The 23,929-nt window shown below is 69.6% G+C and carries 22 protein-coding genes; 11 read left to right on the top strand and 11 right to left on the bottom strand.

Annotated features, from left to right (window positions below; all coding sequences use genetic code 11):
• From VFF46_RS02425 to VFF46_RS02435, 3 genes are all read right to left on the bottom strand, one after another.
• A partial coding sequence (locus VFF46_RS02425; protein ID WP_325035326.1) for a hypothetical protein occupies positions 1 to 198 on the bottom strand: 198 nt, incomplete at its 3' end.
• Between the two features lie 4 nt (positions 199 to 202).
• Positions 203 to 958 (bottom strand): serine protease, encoded by a 756-nt coding sequence (locus tag VFF46_RS02430; RefSeq protein ID WP_325035327.1) that lies wholly within the window; start codon positions 956 to 958, stop codon positions 203 to 205.
• 9 nt (positions 959 to 967) lie between these two features.
• The gene (locus VFF46_RS02435; RefSeq protein ID WP_325035328.1) at positions 968 to 3,088 is read right to left on the bottom strand and encodes a bifunctional polysaccharide deacetylase/glycosyltransferase family 2 protein; all 2,121 of its coding nucleotides are present in this window, start codon (positions 3,086 to 3,088) and stop codon (positions 968 to 970) included.
• A gap of 3 nt (positions 3,089 to 3,091) precedes the next feature.
• Between VFF46_RS02435 and VFF46_RS02440 the strand changes: the two genes are divergently transcribed.
• From VFF46_RS02440 to VFF46_RS02465, 6 genes are all read left to right on the top strand, one after another.
• Positions 3,092 to 3,574, top strand: a complete 483-nt coding sequence (locus tag VFF46_RS02440) for a hypothetical protein (RefSeq protein WP_325035329.1) — start codon at positions 3,092 to 3,094, stop codon at positions 3,572 to 3,574.
• 246 nt (positions 3,575 to 3,820) lie between these two features.
• On the top strand, positions 3,821 to 5,932 hold the full coding sequence (glgX, locus tag VFF46_RS02445) for a glycogen debranching protein GlgX (RefSeq protein WP_325035330.1): 2,112 nt from the start codon (positions 3,821 to 3,823) through the stop codon (positions 5,930 to 5,932).
• Positions 5,929 to 8,322 (top strand): malto-oligosyltrehalose synthase, encoded by a 2,394-nt coding sequence (gene treY, locus VFF46_RS02450; protein WP_325035331.1) that lies wholly within the window; start codon positions 5,929 to 5,931, stop codon positions 8,320 to 8,322. Before glgX ends, treY begins: the two co-directional genes overlap by 4 nt.
• Position 8,323: 1 nt before the next feature.
• A complete protein-coding gene (treZ, locus tag VFF46_RS02455; protein ID WP_325035332.1) occupies positions 8,324 to 10,051 on the top strand; it encodes a malto-oligosyltrehalose trehalohydrolase in 1,728 nt (575 codons plus the stop codon).
• A gap of 168 nt (positions 10,052 to 10,219) precedes the next feature.
• The gene (locus VFF46_RS02460; RefSeq protein ID WP_325035333.1) at positions 10,220 to 10,417 is read left to right on the top strand and encodes a hypothetical protein; all 198 of its coding nucleotides are present in this window, start codon (positions 10,220 to 10,222) and stop codon (positions 10,415 to 10,417) included.
• Between the two features lie 189 nt (positions 10,418 to 10,606).
• Positions 10,607 to 11,434 carry an SAM-dependent methyltransferase gene (locus VFF46_RS02465; RefSeq protein WP_325035334.1) on the top strand — a complete coding sequence of 276 codons (828 nt, stop codon included), beginning with the start codon at positions 10,607 to 10,609 and terminating at the stop codon, positions 11,432 to 11,434.
• A gap of 9 nt (positions 11,435 to 11,443) precedes the next feature.
• Here VFF46_RS02465 and VFF46_RS02470 read toward each other — a convergent pair whose 3' ends face one another.
• Positions 11,444 to 14,092: a GNAT family N-acetyltransferase gene (locus VFF46_RS02470; RefSeq protein ID WP_325035335.1), complete on the bottom strand. Its 2,649-nt coding sequence runs from the start codon at positions 14,090 to 14,092 to the stop codon at positions 11,444 to 11,446.
• Positions 14,093 to 14,160: 68 nt separating this feature from the next.
• Here VFF46_RS02470 and VFF46_RS02475 point away from each other — a divergent pair, with 68 nt between their 5' ends.
• The gene (locus VFF46_RS02475; RefSeq protein ID WP_325035336.1) at positions 14,161 to 14,613 is read left to right on the top strand and encodes a GNAT family N-acetyltransferase; all 453 of its coding nucleotides are present in this window, start codon (positions 14,161 to 14,163) and stop codon (positions 14,611 to 14,613) included.
• Here VFF46_RS02475 and VFF46_RS02480 read toward each other — a convergent pair.
• The 4 genes from VFF46_RS02480 to VFF46_RS02495 form a co-directional block, all read right to left on the bottom strand.
• Positions 14,588 to 15,223 carry a TMEM175 family protein gene (locus VFF46_RS02480; RefSeq protein WP_325035337.1) on the bottom strand — a complete coding sequence of 212 codons (636 nt, stop codon included), beginning with the start codon at positions 15,221 to 15,223 and terminating at the stop codon, positions 14,588 to 14,590. The two genes, VFF46_RS02475 and VFF46_RS02480, sit on opposite strands and share 26 nt — an antisense overlap.
• Positions 15,224 to 15,247: 24 nt before the next feature.
• Positions 15,248 to 16,747: an alpha-N-arabinofuranosidase gene (locus tag VFF46_RS02485; protein ID WP_325035338.1), complete on the bottom strand. Its 1,500-nt coding sequence runs from the start codon at positions 16,745 to 16,747 to the stop codon at positions 15,248 to 15,250.
• Positions 16,748 to 16,846: 99 nt separating this feature from the next.
• Positions 16,847 to 17,851, bottom strand: coding sequence for a LacI family DNA-binding transcriptional regulator (locus VFF46_RS02490; protein WP_325035339.1), 1,005 nt, complete (start codon positions 17,849 to 17,851; stop codon positions 16,847 to 16,849).
• A gap of 80 nt (positions 17,852 to 17,931) precedes the next feature.
• Entirely contained in the window at positions 17,932 to 18,123 is a 192-nt protein-coding gene (locus tag VFF46_RS02495; protein ID WP_325035340.1) for a hypothetical protein, read from the bottom strand.
• A 98-nt stretch (positions 18,124 to 18,221) separates the two neighbouring features.
• Between VFF46_RS02495 and VFF46_RS02500 the strand changes: the two genes are divergently transcribed.
• Genes VFF46_RS02500 through VFF46_RS02515 form a run of 4 tightly spaced genes read left to right on the top strand, consistent with a single transcriptional unit; the run spans position 18,222 to position 21,418 of the window.
• Positions 18,222 to 18,722 (top strand): MarR family winged helix-turn-helix transcriptional regulator, encoded by a 501-nt coding sequence (locus VFF46_RS02500; RefSeq protein ID WP_325035341.1) that lies wholly within the window; start codon positions 18,222 to 18,224, stop codon positions 18,720 to 18,722.
• Positions 18,719 to 19,909 (top strand): MFS transporter, encoded by a 1,191-nt coding sequence (locus tag VFF46_RS02505; RefSeq protein WP_325035342.1) that lies wholly within the window; start codon positions 18,719 to 18,721, stop codon positions 19,907 to 19,909. Before VFF46_RS02500 ends, VFF46_RS02505 begins: the two co-directional genes overlap by 4 nt.
• 22 nt (positions 19,910 to 19,931) lie before the next feature.
• The gene (locus tag VFF46_RS02510; RefSeq protein ID WP_325035343.1) at positions 19,932 to 20,966 is read left to right on the top strand and encodes an aminotransferase class V-fold PLP-dependent enzyme; all 1,035 of its coding nucleotides are present in this window, start codon (positions 19,932 to 19,934) and stop codon (positions 20,964 to 20,966) included.
• Positions 20,967 to 20,986: 20 nt separating this feature from the next.
• Positions 20,987 to 21,418: a MerR family transcriptional regulator gene (locus tag VFF46_RS02515; RefSeq protein ID WP_325035344.1), complete on the top strand. Its 432-nt coding sequence runs from the start codon at positions 20,987 to 20,989 to the stop codon at positions 21,416 to 21,418.
• A 37-nt stretch (positions 21,419 to 21,455) separates the two neighbouring features.
• Here the strand turns inward: VFF46_RS02515 and VFF46_RS02520 are convergent, their stop codons facing one another.
• From VFF46_RS02520 to VFF46_RS02530, 3 genes are all read right to left on the bottom strand, one after another.
• Complete coding sequence (locus VFF46_RS02520) at positions 21,456 to 21,932, bottom strand: SRPBCC family protein (protein WP_325035345.1); 477 nt, start codon at positions 21,930 to 21,932, stop codon at positions 21,456 to 21,458.
• A 43-nt stretch (positions 21,933 to 21,975) separates the two neighbouring features.
• Positions 21,976 to 23,268, bottom strand: coding sequence for a molybdopterin molybdotransferase MoeA (locus tag VFF46_RS02525; protein ID WP_325035346.1), 1,293 nt, complete (start codon positions 23,266 to 23,268; stop codon positions 21,976 to 21,978).
• A gap of 127 nt (positions 23,269 to 23,395) precedes the next feature.
• A partial coding sequence (locus VFF46_RS02530) for a M15 family metallopeptidase (protein WP_325035347.1) occupies positions 23,396 to 23,929 on the bottom strand: 534 nt, incomplete at its 5' end.

Below are 23,929 nucleotides of genomic sequence, written 5' to 3' on the forward strand. Positions count from 1 at the left end.
CCGGAGGACCCCGGACACGATGTACAGGCTGCTCTCGTTCTTGTCGTGGTGGTGCCAGCCGGAGATGATGCCGGGCTGGGTGACGACCTGGCCGGCCCACAGGATCGGCAGCTCGAACGCCCGCATCCGGAGCATGCCGGAGGTTGGATCGGCGGCGACCAGGTCACCGGCCTTGATGACGCGAACGGGGTCGGACATGCCTTCAGTGTTGCAGCAATGCTTTCGCAACGGGCGCGATCTCGGCGTAGACGCCCGGCTCGCCCGGCTGGGCGCAGCCCTGCCCCCAGGACACGACGCCGAGCAGGCGGCCGTTGAGGACAAGAGGCCCGCCGGAGTCGCCCTGGCAGGCGTCTGTGCCACCTTTGACGTAGCCGGCGCAGATGTTGGTCGCCGCCGCGTATCCGTTGGCGACGTAGCTCTTGTTCGCCAGGCAGGTCTTGTCGCCCAGGTCGGGTACTGCGGCCTTCTGCAACGTCTCGTCAGGCCCGGTGTCCTGCGTGTCGCCCCAGCCGTACACAGTCGGTACTGCGCCCGCAGCGTCGGCCCTGGCCCGCGTTTCGAGCGGCAGCAGCGGGACCCCGGTGAACGGCTTGGCCAGCGTCAGTACGGCGACGTCGTACCGGTTGTTCTTCGTGTTGTACCCCGGGTGGATCCACACCTTGCTGATCGTCGACACCCGTCCGACCGAGCTGTCCCCGAGGTCATCGCGCCCTTGTACCGCGTAGTACGTCGACGTGGCCTCGTCCATGCAGTGCGCCGCCGTGACGATCTTGTCCGGCGCTATCAGCGTGGCCCCGCAGTACCGGCCACTGGACGACTGGGACTGCGTCGTATTCAGCGCGATCACCCACGGCGCCTCGCTAGTACTCGTCATCGTACCGCCAACGATGCACGGCTTCACGCCAGCCGTGAGGGTCAGCAGGCCTGCAAGAACGAGTACACCCCGTGAGAGTCTCATCGCTGTAGGTTAGCGAACTACTGGGGCCTGCAGGCTGCCGTACCTCTCCATGCGTTGCCAGCGGAGCCTGGTGCCCGCGAGTGCGGTGAAGACGGACTGGATCACTACGAGGTACATCAGCTGTCGGTAGACGAACTGCTGCAGCGGCAGCGTCCACAGCGGGCCAGGCCGCTCTCCGTCCAGCCGGAACGCGTAAAAACCCATCAGCAGCTGCAGTAGCACGAAGCCGGCCCAGACGGACAGCACCCGCACCGGGTTGAGGAACACCAGGCCGTAGATCGCGAACACGTCCACCACTGGCGCCAGCAACGGCAGCAGCACCTGGAACAGCATGAGGTACGTCAGACCGCGCCGGCCGAACTTCCCGGCGCGTCCGCGCTGCACCATCGCCCCGCGGTGCTTCCACATCGCCTGGAGCGTGCCGTAACACCAGCGGTACCGCTGCCGCCACAGAGCGCCCATGGAGGCCGGGGCCTCGGTCCAGGCGACCGCGCTCTCCTCGTAGACCACCCGCCACCCGTCACGGCACAACGCCATGGTCAGGTCGGTGTCCTCCGCCAGCGTCACGTCGCTGAGCCCGCCGATGCGTTCCAGCGCCGTACGCCGGAACGCGCCGACCGCACCTGGCACCGTCGGCATGCACTCGGCGAGGTCGAACAGCCGGCGGTCGAGGTTGAAGCCGATCACGTACTCGATGTGCTGCCAGCGGCCGATCAGCCCGCCGCGGTTGCCGACCTTGGCGTTGCCGGACACCGCACCGACGGCAGGGTGCCCGAACGGCTGGATGAGCTTGCGGATCGCGTCCGGCTCGAACACGGTGTCGCCGTCGACCATCACGATCAGCTCGCACCGGGCCGCCTTCAGCCCGGTGTTCAGCGCGACGGGCTTGCCCGCGTTCGCCTGCCGGATCACCCGTACGCCGGGGATCCGCAGCGCCTCGACGATGTCCGCCGTACCGTCCGTGGAGCCGTCGTCGACGACGATCACCTCCAGCGGGTGGTCGGACGCCACCAGCGACCGGACCGCCGCCTCGATCCCCGCGCTCTCGTTGTACGCCGGAACGATGACGCTGACCGGCTCCGTCACCGGTGGCCCGTAGATCCAGCCACGCATCCGCGCGTGCCGTCGGGCGGCGATGACCGTCGTGATCGCCCGCAGCACGCTCAGCGCGCCGGCGGCGTACAAGAGCCAGCCGATGATGCTCAGGACCCAGTCGCTGATCCGCATCACCCAGATGACCGCAAGACCGCGCCCACGGTCCAGCAGCCCGGCCTTGTGCGTCGGGTCCGGCAGACCGACCGCCTCGCTCACCGTCGCGAAACGGAAGCCGCGTGCCTTCAGCCGGGGCAGGAGCTTGCTCAGCGCCTCCACGGTCTCGCTACGGTCACCACCCGCGTCGTGCATCAGCAGTACCTGTCCAGCAGTACTGCGCGGCATCGAGTTGGCGATCACGTGGTCCGTCCCCGGACGCCGCCAGTCCTCGCTGTCCTGAGTGCTGAGCACCGTCAGGTAGCCGGCGTCGTGGGTGCGCTGGATCGCTGCCCAGTCGGCGTTGGACAACGCCGCTGGTGTCGACGAGTACGGCGGGCGGAGCAGCGAGGTGCTCACCCCGGCCGCGCCGGCCAGGATCAGCTGGCTCTGCCGGAGCTCGAACGCGCCGCGCCAGCCCGGAGCGGTCGACAGGTTGGCGTGGGTGAACGTGTGCAGGGCGATTTCGTGGCCTTCGGCAACGATTCGCCGGGCCAGCTCAGGGTGCGCGGCCACCTCGGTGCCGACGACGAAGAAGGTCGCCTTGATGTGCTGCGCGGCGAGCAGGTCGAGGACCTTCGGCGTCCAGATCGGATCCGGACCGTCGTCGAAGGTCAGCGCGATGGTGCGTGCCTTCGGCGACGCGGTCCGCGGCTGTCCCGACCCGGCCTCGATCACCGGTCCGCCCTTGACGACCTGCGGTGGAACCTTGTCGGCCGGTCCCGCGGGCACGGGACCGCCTTCACCGAACGCGCTGAACATGTGGTGCGTGTAGCCGTTCAGCAGGAGCATGGTCGACAGGCAGACCAGCAGCATGGTCAGCACGATCCAGTGCGTCCGGAGCGGGATCTGCTTCGCGCGTCGTGCTACCGGACGGCTCACGGGGTGTTCGGTGTCTTGGTCTTACCGGGCGGCGCGGTCGGCTTCTTCCCGTGCGTGGTGGTCGTCGTCGGTACGGGCGTGGTCGGGGCCGTCGTGGTCGGCGTCGCCGTCGGGGCGGTGGTGCCCGGCGGCGCGGTGGTGGTCGTCGTCGGTCCGGTCGTCGGTGCGACGGTCGGCGGGACAACCGTCGTACCGGCCGTCGGGACCGTGGTCGGCGCGGTGGTCGGCGCCGTGGTGGTGCCCGGCGTGGGGGCGGTGGTGCTGCTCGTCGACGGAGCGGGGGTCGACGAGTTGCCGGACGGGGTGCTCGACTGCTGGGACGGTGCGCCGCCCGGAGTCGCCGGCCCGTCGGTCGGTGTGGGGGTCTGTGCGGCGGCCTCCACCGGGGGCGCGGTCGGCCGGTGTTTGACGGCTGCCGGGGCCGGAATCAGCGGCGTGTCCAGCCTTGGCCCACCCAGCAAACTACTGGCCATGAGCACCAGGTAACCGACAGTAGGGACGGCCAGGAAGGCGCCGGTTCTTCGTATGGTGCGACGACGGCGCCCGGTCGAGTCCAGGAAAACCGGCCGCCGGGGGGAAGGCGGTTTCACAAGTGTGGGAGCTTAGCGGAACCGAGTGACGATTGGGACGTTCCAAGTCTTGCAGCTTCCTGCAAGCCCTTCCCGGGTGAATTCTCCGAACTGAAACACCGGGGTGTGCAGTGAAGCGGTCCGGGGTGGCTACTGTCGTCAGGTGCAGAAATGGCCTGGTCGTCCTTACCCTCTCGGTGCCACGTACGACGGCGCCGGGACGAACTTCGCAGTGTTCTCGGAGGTAGCCGAACGAGTTGACCTGTCGCTGCTCGGCGACGACGGATCCGAGCAGCTCGTCCAGCTGACCGAGGTGGACGGGTTCGTGCACCACGCGTACCTGCCGGGCGTGCAGCCGGGGCAGCGGTACGGATTCCGGGTGCACGGGCCGTACAACCCGGCCGAGGGCCACCGGTGCAACCCGTCCAAGCTGCTGCTGGACCCGTACGCCAAAGCCGTCGACGGGCAGATCGACGGCGACGAGTCGCTGTTCAGCTACCGGTTCGCCAAGCCGGACGAGCTGAACACCATGGACAACCGCGAACACACCATGCTCTCGGTGGTGACCAACCCGTTCTTCGACTGGAGCAACGACCGGCCACCGGGCCACGCGTACCACGAGACCGTGATCTACGAGGCGCACGTCAAGGGCATGACCAAGACGCACCCGGGGCTGCCGGAGAACATCCGCGGCACGTACGCCGGGATCGGCCACCCGGCGATCATCGAGCACCTCAAGGAGCTCGGGGTGTCCGCGATCGAGCTGATGCCGGTGCACCAGTTCGCGCAGGACGGGCACCTGCAGCAGATCGGTCTGTCGAACTACTGGGGCTACAACACGATCGGCTTCTTCGCGCCGCACAACGCCTACGCGTCCACCGGGACCCGCGGGCAGCAGGTGACCGAGTTCAAGGCGATGGTGAAGGCGCTGCACGAGGCGGACATCGAGGTGATCCTCGACGTCGTCTACAACCACACCGCCGAGGGGAACGAGTTCGGCCCGACCCTGTCGTTCAAGGGCATCGACAACGCGGCCTATTACCGGCTCGTCGACCAGGACAAGACGCACTACTACGACACCACCGGTACCGGTAACAGCCTGCTGATGCGGCACCCGCACGTACTGCAGCTGATCATGGACTCGCTGCGCTACTGGGTCACCGAGATGCACGTGGACGGCTTCCGCTTCGACCTGGCGGCCACGCTGGCCCGTCAGTTCCACGAGGTCGACCGGCTGTCGGCGTTCTTCGACCTGGTCCAGCAGGACCCGGTGGTCAGCCAGGTGAAGCTGATCGCGGAGCCGTGGGACGTCGGCGACGGCGGTTACCAGGTGGGCAACTTCCCGCCGCTGTGGACCGAGTGGAACGGCAAGTACCGCGACACCGTGCGCGACTACTGGCGGGGCGAGAAGTCCACGCTGGCCGAGTTCGCGTCCCGGCTGACCGGCTCGTCGGACCTGTACCAGGACGACAGCCGCCGGCCGCTGGCCAGCATCAACTTCATCACCGCCCACGACGGCTTCACGCTGCGCGACCTGGTCTCGTACAACGAGAAGCACAACGAGGCGAACGGCGAGGGCGGCAAGGACGGCGAGAGCTTCAACCGCTCCTGGAACTGCGGTGTCGAGGGGGCGACCGACAACCCCGAGGTGCTGCGGCTGCGCGCCAAGCAGGAGCGCAACTTCCTGACCACGCTGATGATCTCGCAGGGCGTGCCGATGATCGCGCACGGCGACGAGCTCGGTCGGACCCAGGGCGGGAACAACAACGTCTACTGTCAGGACAACGAGATCTCCTGGATCGACTGGGAGCTGACCGAGCCGCAGAAGCATCTGCTCGAGTTCACCCGGGCGCTGGTCAAGCTGCGCAACAACCACCCGGTACTGCGCCGCCGCCGGTTCTTCCACGGTGACACCGGGATCGACGGCCTCGGCGACCTGGTGTGGTTCAACCCGAACGGCACCGAGATGCAGAACGGCGACTGGCAGCGCGACGACGCCCGGGCGATCGCGGTGTTCCTGAACGGCGACGCGATCTCCGAGCCGGACCTGCGCGGCGAGCCGGTGGTCGACGACTCGTTCCTGGTGCTGCTGAACGGCAACTTCGAGCCGGTCGACTTCCTGCTCCCGCCGGAGGAGTACGGCGAGACCTGGACGGTGGCGGTGGACACGACGACGCCGACGGGGACCGGAGACGCAGAGCCGCACGCCGCCGGGTCAACGGTCCAGCTGGAGGCCCGCAGCACGCTGGTACTGACCCGGACGAGGCAGGCATGACCCAGGTCCCCCAGGCCACCTACCGGTTCCAGCTCCGTGCCGAGTTCGGCTTCGACGACGCGGCCGCGATGGTCCCGTACCTGACGAGCCTGGGGGTCTCGCACGCGTACCTGTCGCCGATCCTGCAGGCGGCACCCGGTTCCACCCACGGGTACGACGTGGTCGACCACAGCCGGCTGTCCGAGCCGATGGGCGGCCGGCCCGCGTTCGACCGGCTCGCGGACCGGCTGGCGCAGTACCGGCTCGGCGCGATCGCGGACGTCGTACCGAACCATGTCGCCGTACCGACTCCGGAGAGCCTCAACAAGGCGCTGTGGTCGGTGCTGCGGCTCGGACCGGGGTCGCAGTACGCGGACTGGTTCGACGTGGACTGGGGCGCGGGCAACCAGCCGCTGCTGATGGCCGTGCTGGGTCAACGGATCGGCAAGGTGCTGGCCGACAACGAGCTGGCGGTCGACGGCGACGTACTGCGGTACTACGAGCACGAGTACCCGCTGCGCCCAGGGACCGAGGCACTGCCGCTCGAGGAGCTCGTCACGGAGCAGTGGTACCGCCTGGCGCACTGGCGGGTCGCGGACGAGGAGCTGAACTACAGGCGGTTCTTCGACGTGGACACGCTCGCCGCAGTACGGCAGGAGGTGCAAGAGGTCTTCGACGCCACGCACCAGCTGCTGTTGACGTTGCTGCAGGAGGGGAAGCTCAACGGCTACCGGATCGACCACCCGGACGGTCTGGCCGACCCGCGTGGCTACTTGCGCCGGCTGGCGGAGCGGACCGGTGGTGCGTGGGTCGTGGTGGAGAAGATCCTCGAGGGCGACGAGGAGCTGCCCCGCGACTGGCCCTGCGCCGGCACTACCGGCTACGACGCCCTACTGCGGGTTGGCGGTCTCTTTATCGACCCTGCGGGGGCAGCACCGCTTGCAGCACTGCACTCAGAGCTCACAGGTGCACCTGCTGACTTCGGGCCGGTTGTGGAGCAAGCGAAGCGCGAGGTCGTCCAGCACGGGCAGTACGCCGAGGTGCATCGCCTGGTCGAGCTGCTGGCCCGGATCTGCCAGGACGACGTACGGCTGCGTGACCACACCAGACGGGCGTTCCACGAGGTCGTGGCCGAGCTGCTCGTCCAGTTCGACGTCTACCGCGCGTACGTCGTCCCCGGTGAGGAGGCCCCGGCCGCTGCGGTTGCTGCGATGGAGCGGGCAGCCGAGAAGGCCCGGGCGAACCTCGACGAGGACCGGCAGGCCACGCTGGACGTCGTACTGCATCTGCTGCTCGGGCGGGAGTCCAGCACGATCGACGAGCAGGCACGGGCCGAGCTGATCGTACGGTTCCAGCAGACGTGCGGTCCGGTGATGGCCAAGGGCGTCGAGGACACCGCGTTCTACCGGTGGCTGCGGCTCACGTCGCTCAACGAGGTCGGTGGCGACCCGGAGCACTTCGGGGTCTCACCGGAGGAGTTCCACGCGTACGCGTCCCAGTTGAACAAGCACTGGCCCAAGACGATGACCACCCTGTCCACACACGACACCAAGCGCTCAGAGGACGTACGGGCTCGGCTGGGCGTTCTGTCCGAGCAGCCGGCCGCCTGGTCGGAGGCGGTGCGTGAATGGCGCCGCCTGGCCGAGGACCACCGGAACCCGTTGCTGGACGGCAGTACGGAGTACCTGTTCTGGCAGACCCTTTTCGGCACCTGGGACAACGGCCCGCTTGCTGAGGACCGCATGCAGGCGTACTTGCTGAAGGCGATCCGTGAGGCCAAGCAGCACACCTCTTGGACCTCCCCGGACCAGGAGTACGAGCAGACCGTCGCGGCCTTCGCCAGCGCAGTACTGCAGGACAAGACAGTCCTGGACTCCGTAGGGCGCTTTGCGGATCAGCAGGCGGAGTACGTGCGCGCAGCAACGCTCGGGCAGAAGCTGGTGCAGCTGACGATGCCCGGCGTACCGGATGTGTACCAGGGGACCGAGTTGGTCGACCTGTCGCTGGTGGACCCTGACAACCGGCGGCCGGTTGACTACCAGCAGCGCATCGAGCGGCTTCAGCGGTTGGACGCAGGAGGCAAGCCGGACGACCTGTCCGACGAGAAGCTGCTGGTCACGTCCCGCGCGCTCCGGCTGCGGCGGCAGTACCCGGACGCGTTCGCCGGCAGCTACGCGCCGCTGCCGACGTCCAACGGCCATGCGGTCGCGTTTGCCCGTGGCGACGCTGTGATCACGGTGGCGACCCGGCTGCCGGCCGCACTGCAGCGCCTGGGCGGCTGGGGCGACAGCACGGTGGTACTGCCCAGCGGCCGGTGGAAGAATGTGCTGACCGGTCGGGAGGTCACCGGCGCTGCCCGCATCGACGACCTGCTGACGGACCTACCGGTCGCCTTGCTGGTCAGGAGCTGACATGCACACGTTCCGCGTCTGGGTGCCGGAGGCAACCACCGTAGACCTGGTCCTGCGGGACGGTGTGCTGCCGATGCGCTCCGCCGACGACGGCTGGTGGGAACGCCAGGTCGCCGAGGCCCATCACGGCACCGACTATGCGTACTCCGTCGACGGCAGCGACCCGCTACCCGATCCACGCAGCCCGTGGCAGCCGGACGGGGTCGACGGGTTCAGCAGGGTCTTCGACGCGGACCGGTACGACTGGACCGACGACAGCTGGACCGGCCGCGACGTACGGGGTGCTGTCTTCTACGAGCTGCACATCGGGACGTTCACGCTGGAGGGCACGCTCGACGCTGCCGCGGAGCACCTGGACTACCTGGCCGTGCTGGGCGTGGAGGTGGTCTCACTGATGCCGGTGGCCGCGTTCCCCGGCGTCCACGGCTGGGGGTACGACGGTGTGGACCTGTACGCGGTCCACGCGCCGTACGGCGGCCCGGAGGCCCTGCAGCGGTTCGTGGACCGCTGCCACGACGCGGGACTGGCCGTGTGCCTGGACGTGGTCTACAACCACCTAGGGCCGAGCGGGAACTACCTCGGTAAGTTCGGTCCGTACTTCACGACGCGGCACGACACCCCGTGGGGCCCTGCGGTCAACCTGGACGACACGGGCAGCACGGAGGTACGCCGGTGGATCTGCGACAACGCACTGCGCTGGTTCCGGGAGTTCCACCTCGACGCGCTGCGGCTGGACGCCGTACACGCGCTGGTAGACGACAGCCCGGTGCACCTCCTCCAGCAGCTGTCCACTGAGACTGCTGCACTCTCCAGCGAGCTAGGGCGACCTCTTGGCCTGGTAGCCGAGTCAGACCTCAACGACCCGCGCACTGTCGAGCCGGTGGCGCAGGGCGGGATGGGGATGACCGCACAGTGGAGCGACGACTTCCACCACGCCCTGCACTCGCTGCTGACCGGTGAACGCTTCGGGTACTACGTGGACTTCGGAGATCCGGCGGTGTTCGCGAAGACTGAGACGAAGGTGTTCCTGCACGACGGGACGTACTCGACGTTCCGGCACAAGCTGTGGGGGCGGCCGGTCGATCCGCGGACGCATCGCGGCGGGCAGTTCCTCGCGTACACGTCGAACCACGACCAGATCGGCAACCGCGCGCTCGGCGACCGGCCGGCGCTGACGCCGGGGCAGCTCGCGATCGGGGCGGCGCTGGTGCTCACGTCGCCGTACACGCCGATGCTGTTCATGGGTGAGGAGTGGGGTGCCTCGACGCCGTGGCGGTTCTTCACGGACTTCTCCGAGCCCCAGCTGGCCGAGGCGGTACGGACCGGGCGGCGGCAGGAGTTCGCGGAGTTCGGGTGGGACGCGGACGAGATCCCGGACCCGCAGGACCCGCGGACGTGGCGCACTTCGGTGCTCGACTGGGAGGAGCCGGACGAGGCGTCGCACCGCGACATCCTGGCCTGGTACCGGCACCTGCTGACCTTCAGGGCGCGGATGCCCGAGCTGCGGGACGACTCGCTCGCGTCGGTCGCGGTGGCGTTCGATCCCGCCGGCGCGTGGCTGGTGGTGAGCCGCGGCAGCCTGCGCGTGGTCGCGAACCTGGCCGCGGATCCGGCGGTGGTGCGGGTCGATCAGGTCCCGGAGTACCTGGTGATGGCGTTCGGCGGGGCCGAGGTGACGACCGACGGGGTTCGGTTGCCGGGTCACGGCGTCGCGATCGTTGCTGTTTGAGACCTTCTGACGCTTGTCAAAAGGCAGCTTTTCCCCGCGAAATCCAACACAACAAGGCGTCCGAGCGTGTTGATCCGTGGTGATTTCCGGAATCGCTTGTCTGGCAGCCTGCTCGTGGCGGACTGTGGATGAGCCAGCAGGGGACGGGGGATTTGACGGGAGGACCGGATGACAGTCGGAGGCGTCGACACCTACTACGACTACGAAGACAAGCAGTGGAAGAGCCGGAAGCTGGGCGGTGGCCCGATCCACCACGGCCCTGTCTGCCCGGCCCCACAGGCCGCGGACCATCCGGTCCGCGACACCACACCTCACGACCGCCGCCCGTCCGGCCATCAGGTGGTCCCGAAACACACGCTCAACTGATCACACCCCGGTGACAGGGCCCGCCAGACCAGGTCACCGACACCGCGCAGCGGTCGTCGCTCAAACCCCGACGGCCGCTGTTGCACGCCCCGCCCGCTCCGGGTCCGACGAGGACTTGCCGGGGCGGCGAGCGCGGTGATTCCGGCGTCGCATAGAGTGACTTCCGTCTCCACAGGAAGGATCCTCGCGATGGCCGACGCAGACGAGCAGACGACGGAGAGCGCTCCGTACCCGGGCTTCGACATGACCAAGCCGAGTATCGCCCGGACGTACGACTACCTGCTCGGGGGCAAGGACAACTTCGCCATCGACCGCGCGTTCGGCGACCGGTTCATCAACGAGCTGCCCGGCTCGCCGGTGATCGCGACCGACAACCGCGCGGTGCTGGTCCGGGCCGTCGACCAGATCGTCCGGACGACACCGATCCGGCAGTTCATCGACCTCGGGAGCGGCCTGCCGACCGCGAACAACGTGCACCAGGTCGCCCAGCGGTTCGCGCCGGAGACCAAGGTCGTGTACGTCGACAACGACCCGATCGTGCTCGCGCACGGCCGTGCGCTGCTCGTCGAGAACGCGAACACCACGGTCATCCAGGCCGACCTGCGGGACCCGAAGAGCATTTTCGGGAACGAGGGCGCCACCCGGCTGATCGACTTCGACAAGCCGGTCGGCGTGATGTTCAGCGCGGTCCTGCACCACGTCAACGACGAAGAGGACCCAGCCGGCATCGTCGCGTTCTGGAAGGACCGGATCGCCCCCGGCAGCCACGTCTTCATCAGCCACTTCCGCAGCGAGAACGACCCCCGCAGCCAGGAGCTCGAGCAGGTCCTGCAGGGTTCCCTCGGCCGCGGCCGCTGGCGGACCGACGAGGAGATCCTGGCCCTGTTCGGCGACGGCTTCACGGTCCTGGAGCCCGGCCTGGTCCCCGCCGCCGAGTGGCGCCCCGAGGACGAAGAGGTCGACGACCTCACCGACTACCAGCGCCTGATCGCCGCCGTCCTCGCCGTCAAGAACTAGCGTCCCGCGTCACCGGCGTCGCCGGAAGGCGAGCTGCGCCGTCTTCGTGCTGCCGTCCGGGTGGCTGATCTTCGCCTCCGGGCCGAGGGTGAAGCCGCTGCGCCGGAAGCGGTCGATCGCGGGAGCGTTCCGGACGTCCGGGTCGACGACGATCCGCGGATTGCCGAGCTGTTCGAAGAGGTAGCCGATCAGTACCTCGATCAGCGTCCCGGTGAAACCGGGGCGCGGGTCGCCGGGCGCGACCAGCAGGTGTACGCCGAGGTCGCCGGCCTCGACGTCGTACGCCGCGCCGACCGGATCCGCCAGCGGGTCGTACGTCTGCAGCAACGCCACCGGCGTCCCGTCCAGCCGGACGACGTACACGTGGTGGGTCGGTAGCGAGTCCAGGAACCGGTAGAGCTCCGCGATCTCGTCCCGGGACAACGACCGCATGCCCCAAAAGACCGCGCGCTCGGCCGTCACCCATTCGTGGATCAGGTCCAGGTCCCGCTCCGGATCCGCCTCCTCGATCCGTACGACGCCGAATCCGTCGACCGCGACCGAGAAGCTCAGGTCCTCCCGGGTCACCGTGGCATCCGCCGGTGCCAGCTCACACCGCAACCACAACGGGAGCTGGTCGTGGTGGTGCGGATCGCCGAGTACGCCGGACGCGCCGAGCGGGACGATCCACTTGCTGGCCGAGCGATCCGCGAGGTCCCACGCGTACCGGGCGGCCGAGGCGCGGATGCACACGTCCGACAACCCGGGAAGGCTGGACGTCGACCACACGCAGTGGTGATCACCGGAGAGACCGAGGTCGATCGGCTCTTCGGACGGCGCGAACACCGGACCGCGCAACGCGTGCAGCGGAGCGAGCTGGTGCGTCTCGCCCCACGGTGGGCGCGGGCTGTTCGCCGCGACCTCCTCGAGCGCCTCGCGGGCCAGCCAGCGGACGTTGACGTGCGGGATCAGGTCGGTGGCGAGCAGGTTCTCCAGCGCGTACGAGACGTGAGCGAGCGAGTCCACCCACGGCGAGAAGATGTCCGGCACGTCGGCGTTCTCGAGCATCGCGAAGTGGTCGGTGAGCCGGGAGACGAGTGCTTTGCGGACCCCGGCGTACGACGACGCTGTCGTACTGGTCGCGTCCATGTGGCGGTCCCATGCGAACAGTTCGTTGCGGAGGGCAACCGCCTGGTCGGACAGGCCGTCGAGGTCGGTGAGCAGGTCGAGGACCGCACCGGCCGAGCCGAGGTACGTGTCGCGGTGGATGCCCGGCATGTCGTCGACCGACCAGTCGCGGCGTGCGTTCACCAGTTCGCGGATCCGGTCGGCGCGGTACGGAGCCGCGAATTCCACACCGAGGCCGGCCGCCAGCTCACGGGCGTTCGCCATTGCCACCGGGCCGTCCACCTCGGCGCGGGGCATCGGCGTGTGCCGGCCGTCCCACTGGTGCCCGGGTTCCCAGGCCGGGACGACGCGCAGCATGTTGTCGCGGGCGCGGCGCGGTACGACGCCGGCGGTCCGGTGCAGCAGGCCGCCGGCGGTGTCGGCCGCGAGTACGACGTTCACCGGCTCCACCCAGTCGTCGAACGCCGCGTCGACGTCGGCCACGGTAGTTGCCCGCAGCAACCGAGCCATCACCTCGAACCCGAGCTTGCCGGTCACCCGGGGCGGATAGCGCAACGAGATAACCGCCGGCAGAGTCCGGCCGCCGCCGACCGTCGCCTGCCGGTCCTCCGCGCCGCCGCCCCCGAGCATCCCCGCTCCGCCATCCGCGGCGCCGATGATCACTGGGCCGCGGGCGGTCTCGATCACTTCCACCTCGACGGGATCTCCGCCGGCCACCTCGACCACCTCGGTGTGCGCGGTGGCGGGCTCCCACCCGTCCGGCCCGAGTGCTTCTACACGTGTAGCCGTCCGCCGGAGCTGCTCGGCGTACAGGTCCTGGTAGTCCGCCATCGCGTTGGTGATCGCCCACGCGACCGTGCCGGTGTGACCGAAGTGCGCGAGACCAGGGACACCCGGTACGGCCAGGCCGAGGACGTCGTACTCCGGGCAGGTGAGGTGGATCTGCTGATACACGCCGGGGTTCTCGACGTACCGGTGGGGGTCGCCCGCGACGATCGGCTGCCCGGACGCGGTGTGCGTGCCCGGGATCAGCCACCCGTTGCTCCCGGAACCGTGCGGGCCCTCGGACGAGAAGAGCTCGAGCGCGTCGTCTCCGAGGATCGAAGCGACGTGCGTTCGCCAGAGCTTCGACGGGAACCCGGCGAACAGGATGTGCACCGTCAGCCAGATCCCGAGCGGCGCCCAGGGCTCCCACTGCTGCGGCGTCAGCCCGGTCTCGGCGAACTCCGGCGCCCGCCGCGCGCCACCGGCAAGCGCGTGGTTCACCCCGTCGACGTACGCCGAGACCCACTCCTGCGTCTCGCCGTCGAGCGACTCGAAGCAGCGCTGCGCGGTGTCCGCGAGCCGCGCCTGCCGCGCGAACACGTCCCACCCGACCGCCTCCGCCCCGAGGAACGCGGCGCTCGTCCCGAGGCATCGCCGGCGTTCCAGTTCGAGCTGCCAGGCCCGGTCGCGCGCGGCGTTCACGCCCTGCAGATATACCAGCGCGAGCGGGTCCCCGGCCTGCAGATGCGGTACGCCGTACGAATCCCGAAACACCCTCGCGTTCACGACATCCCCCCAGATCCTTCAGGTTAGGCTCGGCTAACTCGCGCGGCATCAATAGTAGGGTGCCGCCTGTGATCACCAGGCTCGACGTTACCGACCGCTCGCTGGCCGAGCGTTTGCTGGAGGTCCAGCACGCCGCATACGCCGTGGAGGCCGAGCTGATCGGGTTCGACGGGATTCCGCCGCTGCAGGAGGATCTACACGAGTTGATGGCGTCGGCGGAGCACTGGCTGGGGGTGTACGACGGGACGGTGCTGGTCGGCGCGGTCGCCTACGAGTTCCCGGACGAGCGCACCGTGGAGATCTCGCGGCTGGTCGTCGACCCGGCGTACGCGCGGCGCGGGTACGGGCGGGCGCTGCTCGATCACCTGGACGAGGCCGAACCACGGCCGGTCAGCGTGGTGTCCACCGGATCCGCGAACCTCCCGGCCGTCAACCTGTACAAGTCCCGCGGGTACGCCGAGACCGGGCGCCTCGAAGTTGCCCCCGGCATCTACATCACGCGGTTCCGCCGCGGGTCCTGACCTGCTCGAACCCGTAGTACAGCGCCAGCACGAACACGATCACCAGCGTGAGCTGTGGCGAGACGAACGAGAACCCGATCGTCGCCGCGTAGATCACCGTGCCCACCGAGTAGCGCAGCAGCGACTTGCGGATCTCCACCTTCGACATGCTGTGCTCGACCAGGTGGTGGCGCAGCACGTACCACCAGATCAGGCTGAACGCGATCGCCGCCAGCGTCAGCGTCGCGCTGTAGACCGCCGCCGCGACGTGCCCGTTGCTCGTCTTGTCCTCGAGGTGCTCCGCGAACAGGCTGGTCGGGAACGGCAGCAGCGTCACCCACAGCAACAGCAGCAGGTTGAGGAACATCAGCCCGCGATCCGCACGCTGGATCTGACGGAACATCGAGTGGTGGTTCACCCACATGATGCCGAGGATCGCGAAGCTGGCCAGGTACGCCGCGAACTGCGGCCACTCGTTCAGCAAGGCCGGCCACAACCGCTGACCCTCCACGAGCTTCGGAGCGTGCAGCTCGAGCACGAGGAGGGTGATCGCGATCGCGAAAACGCCGTCACTGAAGGCTTCCAGCCGTGCCGTCTCGGCGAGGTCGGGCTGGTCAGACGGATTGGTCACGGCCCATAGTCTGGGCCATCAGGCTCACCGTGTCAGTGAAATTGCCGTCCAGCTGATCGGCGGCAGGGTGATCGTGAGTTTGCCCTCCGCCAGCCGCGCGGATTCGAACGGCTGGGCGGTGACCCGGTCGGGTGCCGCTGCCGTGTTGGTGGCGTTCGGGTCGTCGTCGTGCACGATGACGGCCTCGGCGAGGGACGTGACGCCGGTCCGGCTGACGTCGATGGTGACGTCGACCGGCCCCTCGGTCGAGCGGTTCACGGCGAACACGGCCAGCCGGCCGTCGTCGTAGGTGGCGACGGCGTCAACGGCCGCGACCTCGCCGAACTTGGCGGTGGCCACCGTCGGCGAGTCGGCCTCTACACGAAGCACCTGACCGCCCGCGAGCCGCGAGGTGATCGCGAACGGGTGGAACGTCGGCTGCCGCCAGGCCGCACCGCCCGGCTCGGTCATGATCGGCGCGATCACGTTCGCGAGCTGGGCCAGGCAGGCGACGCCGACCCGGTCGCTGTGCCGCAGCAGCGAGATCAGCAGGTTGCCGACGACAACGGCATCGGTGACGTTGTACTCGTCCTCGATCCGCCGCGGTGCCACCTCCCACTGATCGCCCGGTCCGTCGGTGCGCCGCGAGCGGTCGCCGTACCAGACGTTCCACTCGTCGAACGAGATGCCGATCTTCTTGCTGCTCTTGAGCTCCGCGCCGACGTGGTCCGCGGTCGCGACGACCGAGTCGATGAAGTGGTCCATGTCCACCGCGGAGGCCAGGAACGACGCGGTGTCGCCGTCGTCGTTGCCGTAGTACGCGTGGCAGGAGATGTAGTCGACGAACTCGTACGTCTCCCGCAGTACGTCCCGCTCCCAGGTCCCGAACAGCGGCATCTTCGACGAGGACGACCCACACGCCACCAGTTGCAGATCCGGCTCGATCATCCGCATCGCCCGCGCGGTCTCGGCCGCGAGCCGCCCGTACTCCGCCGGCGTCTTGTGCCCGACCTGCCACGGCCCGTCGAGCTCGTTGCCGAGACACCAGAGCTTGATCCCGTACGGCGACGCGCCGTGTGACACGCGTAGATCCGACCACGCCGTCCCGCCGGGGTGGTTGGTGTACTCGAGTAGATCGAGCGCCTCCTGGACGCCGCGGGTACCGAGGTTGATCGCCATCATCGGCTCGACGCCCGCCTTGGCGCACCACTTGCTGAACTCGTCCAGCCCGAACTCGTTGGTCTCGACGCTGTGCCAGGCCAGGTCGAGCCGCCGCGGCCGCTGCTCCCGCGGGCCGACGCCGTCCTCCCAGCGATAGCCGGAGACGAAGTTTCCGCCGGGATAGCGGACCACGGAAACGCCCAGTTCGCGGGTCAGTTCCAGGACGTCCTTGCGGAAACCGTCCTCGTCGGCGGTCGCGTGGCCGGGCTCGTAGATGCCGGTGTAGACGCACCGGCCCATGTGCTCGACGAAGGTGCCGAAGGTTCGCCGGTCGACCGGCGCGACCACGAAGGCAGGGTCCAGGGTGAGGCTGGCAGAGGTCACGGGCGCATCCTTCTACATCGGTGTACTACATCGGTGTAGAAGATCATCCGGGAGCCTGCCACCGGGGTCAAGAGGGCATCCGCGGGCTGGGGGACCGGGTCAGACGGTGGTGGATTCGCGGAGGTGGAGTTGGTAGGGGGCGACGATCTCGGCCGGGGGTGTGTGGTCGCCGCCGAGGCGGCGGACCAGGAGGTCGACCGCGGTCCGGGCGATCTGCACCCGGCCGGCGTCGACCGTGGTCAGCGACGGGCTGCTGTACGCCGACTCGTCGATGTTGTCGAACCCGGCCACCGCGACATCCTCCGGCACCCGCCGCCCGTACCCGATCAGCGCCCGCATCGCCCCGAGCGCCAGCAGATCGTTCAACGCGAACACCGCGTCGAACTCGACCCCACGCTCCAGCAGGTCCCGCACTGCGTCCGCACCACTCGACCGCCGCCACGCCCCACCCGGCACGGCCAGCTCCGCCTCCATGCGTACGCCGTACTCGGCCAGCGTCGAGGCGTACGCGCCGTACCGGATGGCCGCCGTACCGACCTGCTCGCCCGGGCGGATGCCGATCACCGCGATCCGCCGGCGGCCCTGGTCGAGCAGGTGCCGGATGACCGCGTTGGTGCCGTCGACGTTGTCGATCATCACGTGGTCGACCGGCCCGTGGAAGATCCGTTCGCCGAGCAGCACCATCGGCGTCGAGGTGTTCAGCTCGTCGACGTCCTCCGGCCCGAGGCCGAGCGGGCTGTAGAGCAGCCCGTCGACCAGGTGGCCGCGGGGGCGCGCGAGCGCGGACAGTTCGCGTGCGCGGTCGGCGCCGGTGGTCTCGATCATCACCGTCAGGCCGTGCTCGCCGGCCGCCTCGATGGTGGCGTCGGCGAGCTCGGCGAAGTACGGATTGCTGAGCTCGGGGACGGCCAGCGCGATCACGCCGGTGCGCCCGGACTTGAGGTTCCGGGCGGAGATGTTCATCCGGTAGTCGAGCGCGTCGATCGCGGCGAGCACCTTGGTCCGGGTCTCCTCGCGGATGTACGGGTACCCGTTCATCACGTTCGACACGGTCTTCGGCGACACCCCGGCCGCGCGCGCGACGTCGCGCATCGTCACCGCCATGGCGTCACCATGCGCGCCACGGTAATGCACCGCAAGCCGAGCCGGTCAGTCCTCGGGCTTTGCGCGGCACGCCGAGCGGGTCAGTCCTCGGAGTCGTGCGCCGGGCGGCGCGGCGGGTTCGGCTGCGGGCCGGCGGACGGGCCGCCCGGGTGCTCCGGGACGTCCGGCTCGTCGTCCTCGTCCAGCTCGAGGCCTTCTTCGCGGAGCGTGTCCTCGATCGCCGGATCCATCTCGTGACCGGGGTGTGGCAGCCCGGGCCTGTCGAAGCTCATCGCAACTCCCTGCCGTTCGTGAGTGCTCCCACCGTACGGCCTCAGCGCCCGACACGCGCCCGCTGGCGAAATACATGATCGAGTCATATGAATGAATCATGTCCGAAGCGAACGTCTGGGCCGCCTGGACCCTCCGTAGTCACGACGCGTTGACCGCCGCCGTCGGGGACGTGATGCCGCCGGGCCTCGGCCCGCGCGACCTCGCCGCGCTGACCCTGCTGGCCAGTCACGAAGGGTGCTCCGCCGACTGGCTGTTCGCGCGGATCGGACTCACGCAGTCCGGCACCGTCCGGCTGATCGACCGGCTGGAACGGTTGGGGTACGTCGACCGCGCGCGCCGGGGCCGGGGCCTCGCGCTCGGCTTGACGGCGACGGGGCGCGATCTGCTCGCGGCTTGGACCGCCGCGCGGGATGCGGCCGGTGCGGAGGTGCTGGATGCTCTGACGACGGACGAGCGACGGCAGTTGACCGAGCTGCTGTCGACGGCTCTGCGACGTACGTCGCGAGCTCGCGCCGTCGCCGATGCGACCTGCCGGTTCTGCGACTGGCCGGCCTGCTCGGCGTGTCCGGTGGACGAGTCCGTGGGCGGACCGCCGTGAATCGGCGCCGGCCGGTCATCGGGCTCGCGCTCGCGTGGACGCTGGCATCGACTGCCGACAACTTCGTGATGTTCGTGCTGCTCTGGATCGCGGGGCCGCAGGGCTGGTCCGGCGCGGAGACCGCCGTGCTCGTCGTCGCCGCACGCGTCCCGACTGTCGCCGGTGGCGTGTTCGGCGGCCGCGCGGTCGATCGGTTCGGCCCGGTGCCGATGCTGATCGTCGACGCGCTCGCGCGGGCGGTCCTGATGGGTGCACTGGCTCTCGCGGGTTGGGGTCAGCATCCGTCACTCTGGGTCGTCATCGCATTGTGTGCCGCCGCCGGTACCACGCCGCCGTTGGCCTACTCGGCTTCACGAACGCTCGCTCCGCTGCTGGTCGACGACGATTCGCTGCCGCGTGCCAATGCCTGGCTGGGCCTTGGCGATCAGTTGCCGATGGTGCTCGGCGCCTTGCTGGCGGGGCCGGCGCTCGGACTGCTCGGTCCGGGACGGGCGTTCCTGGTGCCGCTCGCGATGATGCTGATCACGGCCGGGATCGCCGTACGCCTGCCACGTCGTCGTACGGCGATCCCGCGCCGGGTCCCCGGAGCGCCGCGAGCCCGCTGGACGTCGGGACCGGTGGTGGGCTTGATCGCGCTGTCCGTCGTGTACTACTTCACCTACGGACCGTTCGAGAGCGTCCTCCCACACTTCACCCGCGATCAGCTGAGCAGCGATGTGCCGGGCTACACCGTGCTGTGGGTCGCCTTCGGGGTGGCAGCCCTGTCGACCGTGCCGCTGGCGTCGCGGCTGGGCGGGCGGCGCCCCGGATTCGTCAATGCGATCGGTGCGTTCGCCTGGGGTCTGGTCACGCTGCCTGTCGTCGCTGTGCAGACACTGCCGCCGGCGGTGGCGATCTTCGCGGTGTCGGGGGCCGTGTGGGGTCCGTACTCCGCGATCGAGACGACCGCACTCCAGCGATGGGCCGATCCGGCCGCGCACGGAGCGATGTTCGGGACGCAGCGTGCGCTGCTGTCCATCGCCTCACCACTCGGTGCCGCGGCCGGTGCGCTGGCGGTCGATCACTCCAGCCCGGCAAGCATCCTCGCCGTCTCCGCGTTGAGCTGCAGTGCCGCGGGCGCGATCGCGGCATGGCCGTTGCGGACGGTCACTTCAATGGTCAACGGTCGGCGAGGGTACGGCGGCTAGAGCGCCCTCTAGGGTGGGGCGCATGGACATGGACGGATTGTGGGATCCCGAGCCGGGCTGGTTGAACACCGCGTCGTACGGGTTGCCGCCGCGGCCGGCCTGGGAGGCGTTGCAGGCGGCGCTGGGGGACTGGCGGGTCGGGGCGACCAGTTGGGAGCCGTGGGACGAGTCGACGACGCGGGCGCGGGAGTCGTTCGCGCGGCTGATCGGGGCGGACGCGGCGGACGTGTTCGTCGGGAGCACCGTGTCGGCCGCGGTGGCGCCGATCGCGGACGCGTTGCCGGACGGCGCGAAGGTGCTGACCGACACCGTGGAGTTCACGTCGAACGTTTTCCCCTGGCAGGTCCACGCGGACCGCGGCGTCCAGGTGGTCGCCGTACCGTCGGCGGAGCTGGTCGCGTCCATCACGCCGGGGATCGACGTGGTCGCGGTCAGCGCCGTCCAGTCCTCGACCGGCGCCGTCCTCGACCTCCCCGCGGTAGTTGCCGCGAGCAAGCAGATCGGCGCGCTCGTGGTGCTCGACGCGACCCAGGCGGTGGGCTGGCACCCGCTGACCGTGGACGGCGTGGACGCGCTGATCGCGCACAGCTACAAGTGGTTGATGTCGCCGCGCGGAGCGACGTTCGGGTACCTGTCGCCGCGACTGCAGGAGCGGTGCCGTCCGTCGGCGGCCGGGTGGTACGCCGCGCGCGATGTGCACGGCTCGTACTACGGACCGGTGATGGAGCTCGACTCGGGCGCGCGGAGGTTCGACCAGTCGCCGGCCTGGTTCAGCTTCGTCGGGGCGGCGCCGGCGCTGGAACTGGTCGAGCAGATCGGCGTCGGCACGATCAACCGGCACAACCTCGAGCTCGCGAACGAGTTCCGCGACGGGCTCGGGCTGCCGCCGTCGAACAGCGCGATCGTCAGTACCGAGCTGCCCGGCGCGGAGGAGGCGTTCGCGGCCGCGGGCATCCGGGCCGCCGTACGGGACGGGAAGCTGCGCGCGTCGTTCCACATCTACACGACGCACGCCGACGTACAGCAAGCGCTCGCTGCGCTCAAGCCGTTGGTCTAGTTCGGGGTTAAGGTGCCGCCATGGGTGGACTGAGTATCGGGCAGGTGGCGGAGCGGACCGGCTTGAGTGTGCACGCGCTGCGGTTCTACGAACGCGAGGGCCTGCTCGCCGATCCGGTACGCCGGGAGTCGAACGGGCGGCGCGTCTACACCGAGGACGACGTCGAGTGGCTGGACATGTGCATCAAGTTCCGGTCGTCCGGGATGCCGCTGGACACGATCCGCAAGTACACGGACCTGGTCCGGCAGGGCGCGGGCAACGAGGCGGACCGGCTGGCGCTGCTGAAGGGCCACCAGGACTACGTGAGCGCGCAGATCGCCGAGCTCAACGAATGCCTGAACGTGATCACCTGGAAGGTCGGGTGTTACCAGGAGGCGCTGGACGCCGGCCAGGCCGACTGCCTGTGGACGACGGCTCCCTCGACGCAGGCCGAGAAGAGCGAGGCGTCCTGATCGTTGGGAGCACGGGTTGCCGTGCTCCCAACAGGCGTCAGAGTGCGGACTCCATCGCGGCGAGGGTCTTGCGCATGTTGCCGGCCAGTTCGTCGAGACGGCCCTGGACGATCTCGGCCGCGCGGTCCGGGTACTTCACGACGCCCATCCGCAGGCCACTGTCGCCCGGGCCGTGCGTGAACGTCTGCCGGACGAGGGTCGTGTCGCCGCGGTCCTCCAGTTCGTACGTCCAGTTCGCGAGCGGGACGTCCTCGTCGCCGTACACGTCCCAGCCGAAGCGCTTCGGCTCCTCGTACGCGGTGACCTTGCAGGTCACGTACGTTTCCAGGCCGTTCGGAAAACGGTTTCGGGCCTCGAAACGGGCGCGCGGCTCCAGCCACGCGCCGTAGTAGCACTCCGGGCTCCACTCGCCGTACCGCTCGATCGCTGTGATGCCGGACCAGACCGCGGCAGCCGGCAGCTTCATCAGTACCTCGACACCGGTGGTCGCACCGGTCACTCCGTAGTCATTCATGCCCGCTACGTCGGACATGCCGCGAGGGGCTCGACATTTTGGGTCAGAGAATCCACGGGCGAGCTCCGGGGTCGATCGGGAGCAGGCGGGCGGCGATCGCCTCGGACGGACCGGGAGCGACGACGGCTAGCGCGTCCGCGACCGCCGGTCCGCGGAGCATGGCGGCGCCGTCGTGGCCTACCGGTACGGCGCCCTGCGGGGTGAGGCGGACCGGGACCAGGCGGGTGTTGGTGGGGTGGCAGGTGATGCCGCCCGGTACGGCGACGTTGGCGAGGGTGGGGAGTGCCAGGCCGCGCATCCGGGTGATCGCGGCGACGCCGAGGGTCAGGAACGCGACGAGCGCGGCGTGCGGGTTGCCGGGGAGGCCGAGGACTAGGCGGCCGTCCGGCAGCTGGGCGAGCGCCTGCGGGTGGCCCGGTCGGCAGGCGACGCCGTCGACGACCATTTGTGCGTCGAGGTCGGTGAGTACGGCGCGGAGGTGGTCGGCCGGGCCGGCGGCGGAGGAGCCGGACACCAGGATCAGGTCGGCCTCGGTCTCTTTGAGCGCTTCGACCAGGCGGTCGCGGTCGTCTCGCAGATGCGTGAGCGGTCCGTTCCGCGCGCCGGCGCGGGTGATCAGGCCGGGCAGCATCGGGCCGATCGCGTCCCGGACCCGGCCGGGGGAGGACGGGCCGCGGTGGACCAGCTCGTCGCCGGTGATCAGGGCGGCAACGGTGGGCGGCGGTACTACGGTGAGCCGGTTCAGTCCGACGGTTGCCGCCAGCCCGAGTACGGCCGGGGTGACGATGACCCCCGCCGGCAGCAGCTGATCACCCGGCTCGCACTCCTCGCCAGCACGCCGGATATGCCGCCCACCCCCGGCCGGCCCTTCCAGCCAATCGCCGCCCACCACCGCATCCTCCGCCGGTCCTTCCAGCCGATCGCCGCTCACCACCGCGTCCTTGGCCGGTCGTTCCAGTCGGTTGCTGGTCACCACGGCGTCTTCGGACCGTACGACGGACGTCGTGCCTGCGGGTAGCGTCGCGCCGGTCACGATGCCGGTGGCCTCGCCGTCCTCAAGTGCTCCGGGATCCGCGACGCCTGCCGCGATGTGCCCGACGATCCGCCAGGGGCCGTTGCCGCGGACGGCGTACCCGTCCATCGCGGACCGGTCCACCGCCGGCACGGCCACCGGGGCCACGAGCGGCGTACCAAGTACGCATCCATCGGCGTCCGACAGCCCACGGGAAACCACCCGCCCCGGGCGCGCCAAGGCATAGGCCAGGCGCCGAGCCACGTCCCACTCCACGGCGTCCCGCAGCCGGCGCGCAGGGGTTCCCCCGGGCTTGTCCTCCACACACCCACCCTCTCCAACCAGCCCCCTGTTGTCGAACCGACCCAGCTCACCGGCCGCTCGACAGTACGTATACGTCCACTAGGGACGCCGGCCCCGCTCGGCCGCCTGGTTGGTGAGGGCAGGGGAGCTATACGTCCTGTCGAGCGGCCGTTGGGCCGTAGAGCGCGTTCGGCTGGTTCTGCAAGTGGGCCCAGTAGCGGTCGCCGTACGACCAGTGCCACCACTCTGTCGGATAGTTGACCATCCCGGCCGCGGTCAGTACGTCGGCCAGCAGCGAGCGGTTCGCCCGCGCCTCGCGGCTGATGTTCTCCGCAGCGAAGTAGCACGCGCCGTTGCTCTGCTCCGGGGTCGCGTCGATCGGCGTACCGAGGTCGAGCGGCCCGTGCGCACCGATCAGCGTCAGGTCGACCGCCGCCCCCGCGACGTGCGGAGCGATCTCGATCGGCGACACGAATCGGCTGGCCAGCACCCGTACTTCGGCCGTCGAGATCCCCGGATGCAGCCGCTCGAGCTCGGCGCAGTACCCGTCGTAGATCTCGCGCTGGCTCTCCACCGGCCGCAATCCCTCGACCACGTGCAACCGGATCCCGGTCGGCAGGAACGTGTCGGCCACCGCGAGCCGGTCCGCCACGCCCTCCCGCGCGAACTGCCGTCCGATTGT

It is taken from the genome of Kribbella sp. (assembly GCF_035655035.1).
Classification (GTDB): Bacteria; Actinomycetota; Actinomycetes; order Propionibacteriales; family Kribbellaceae; genus Kribbella.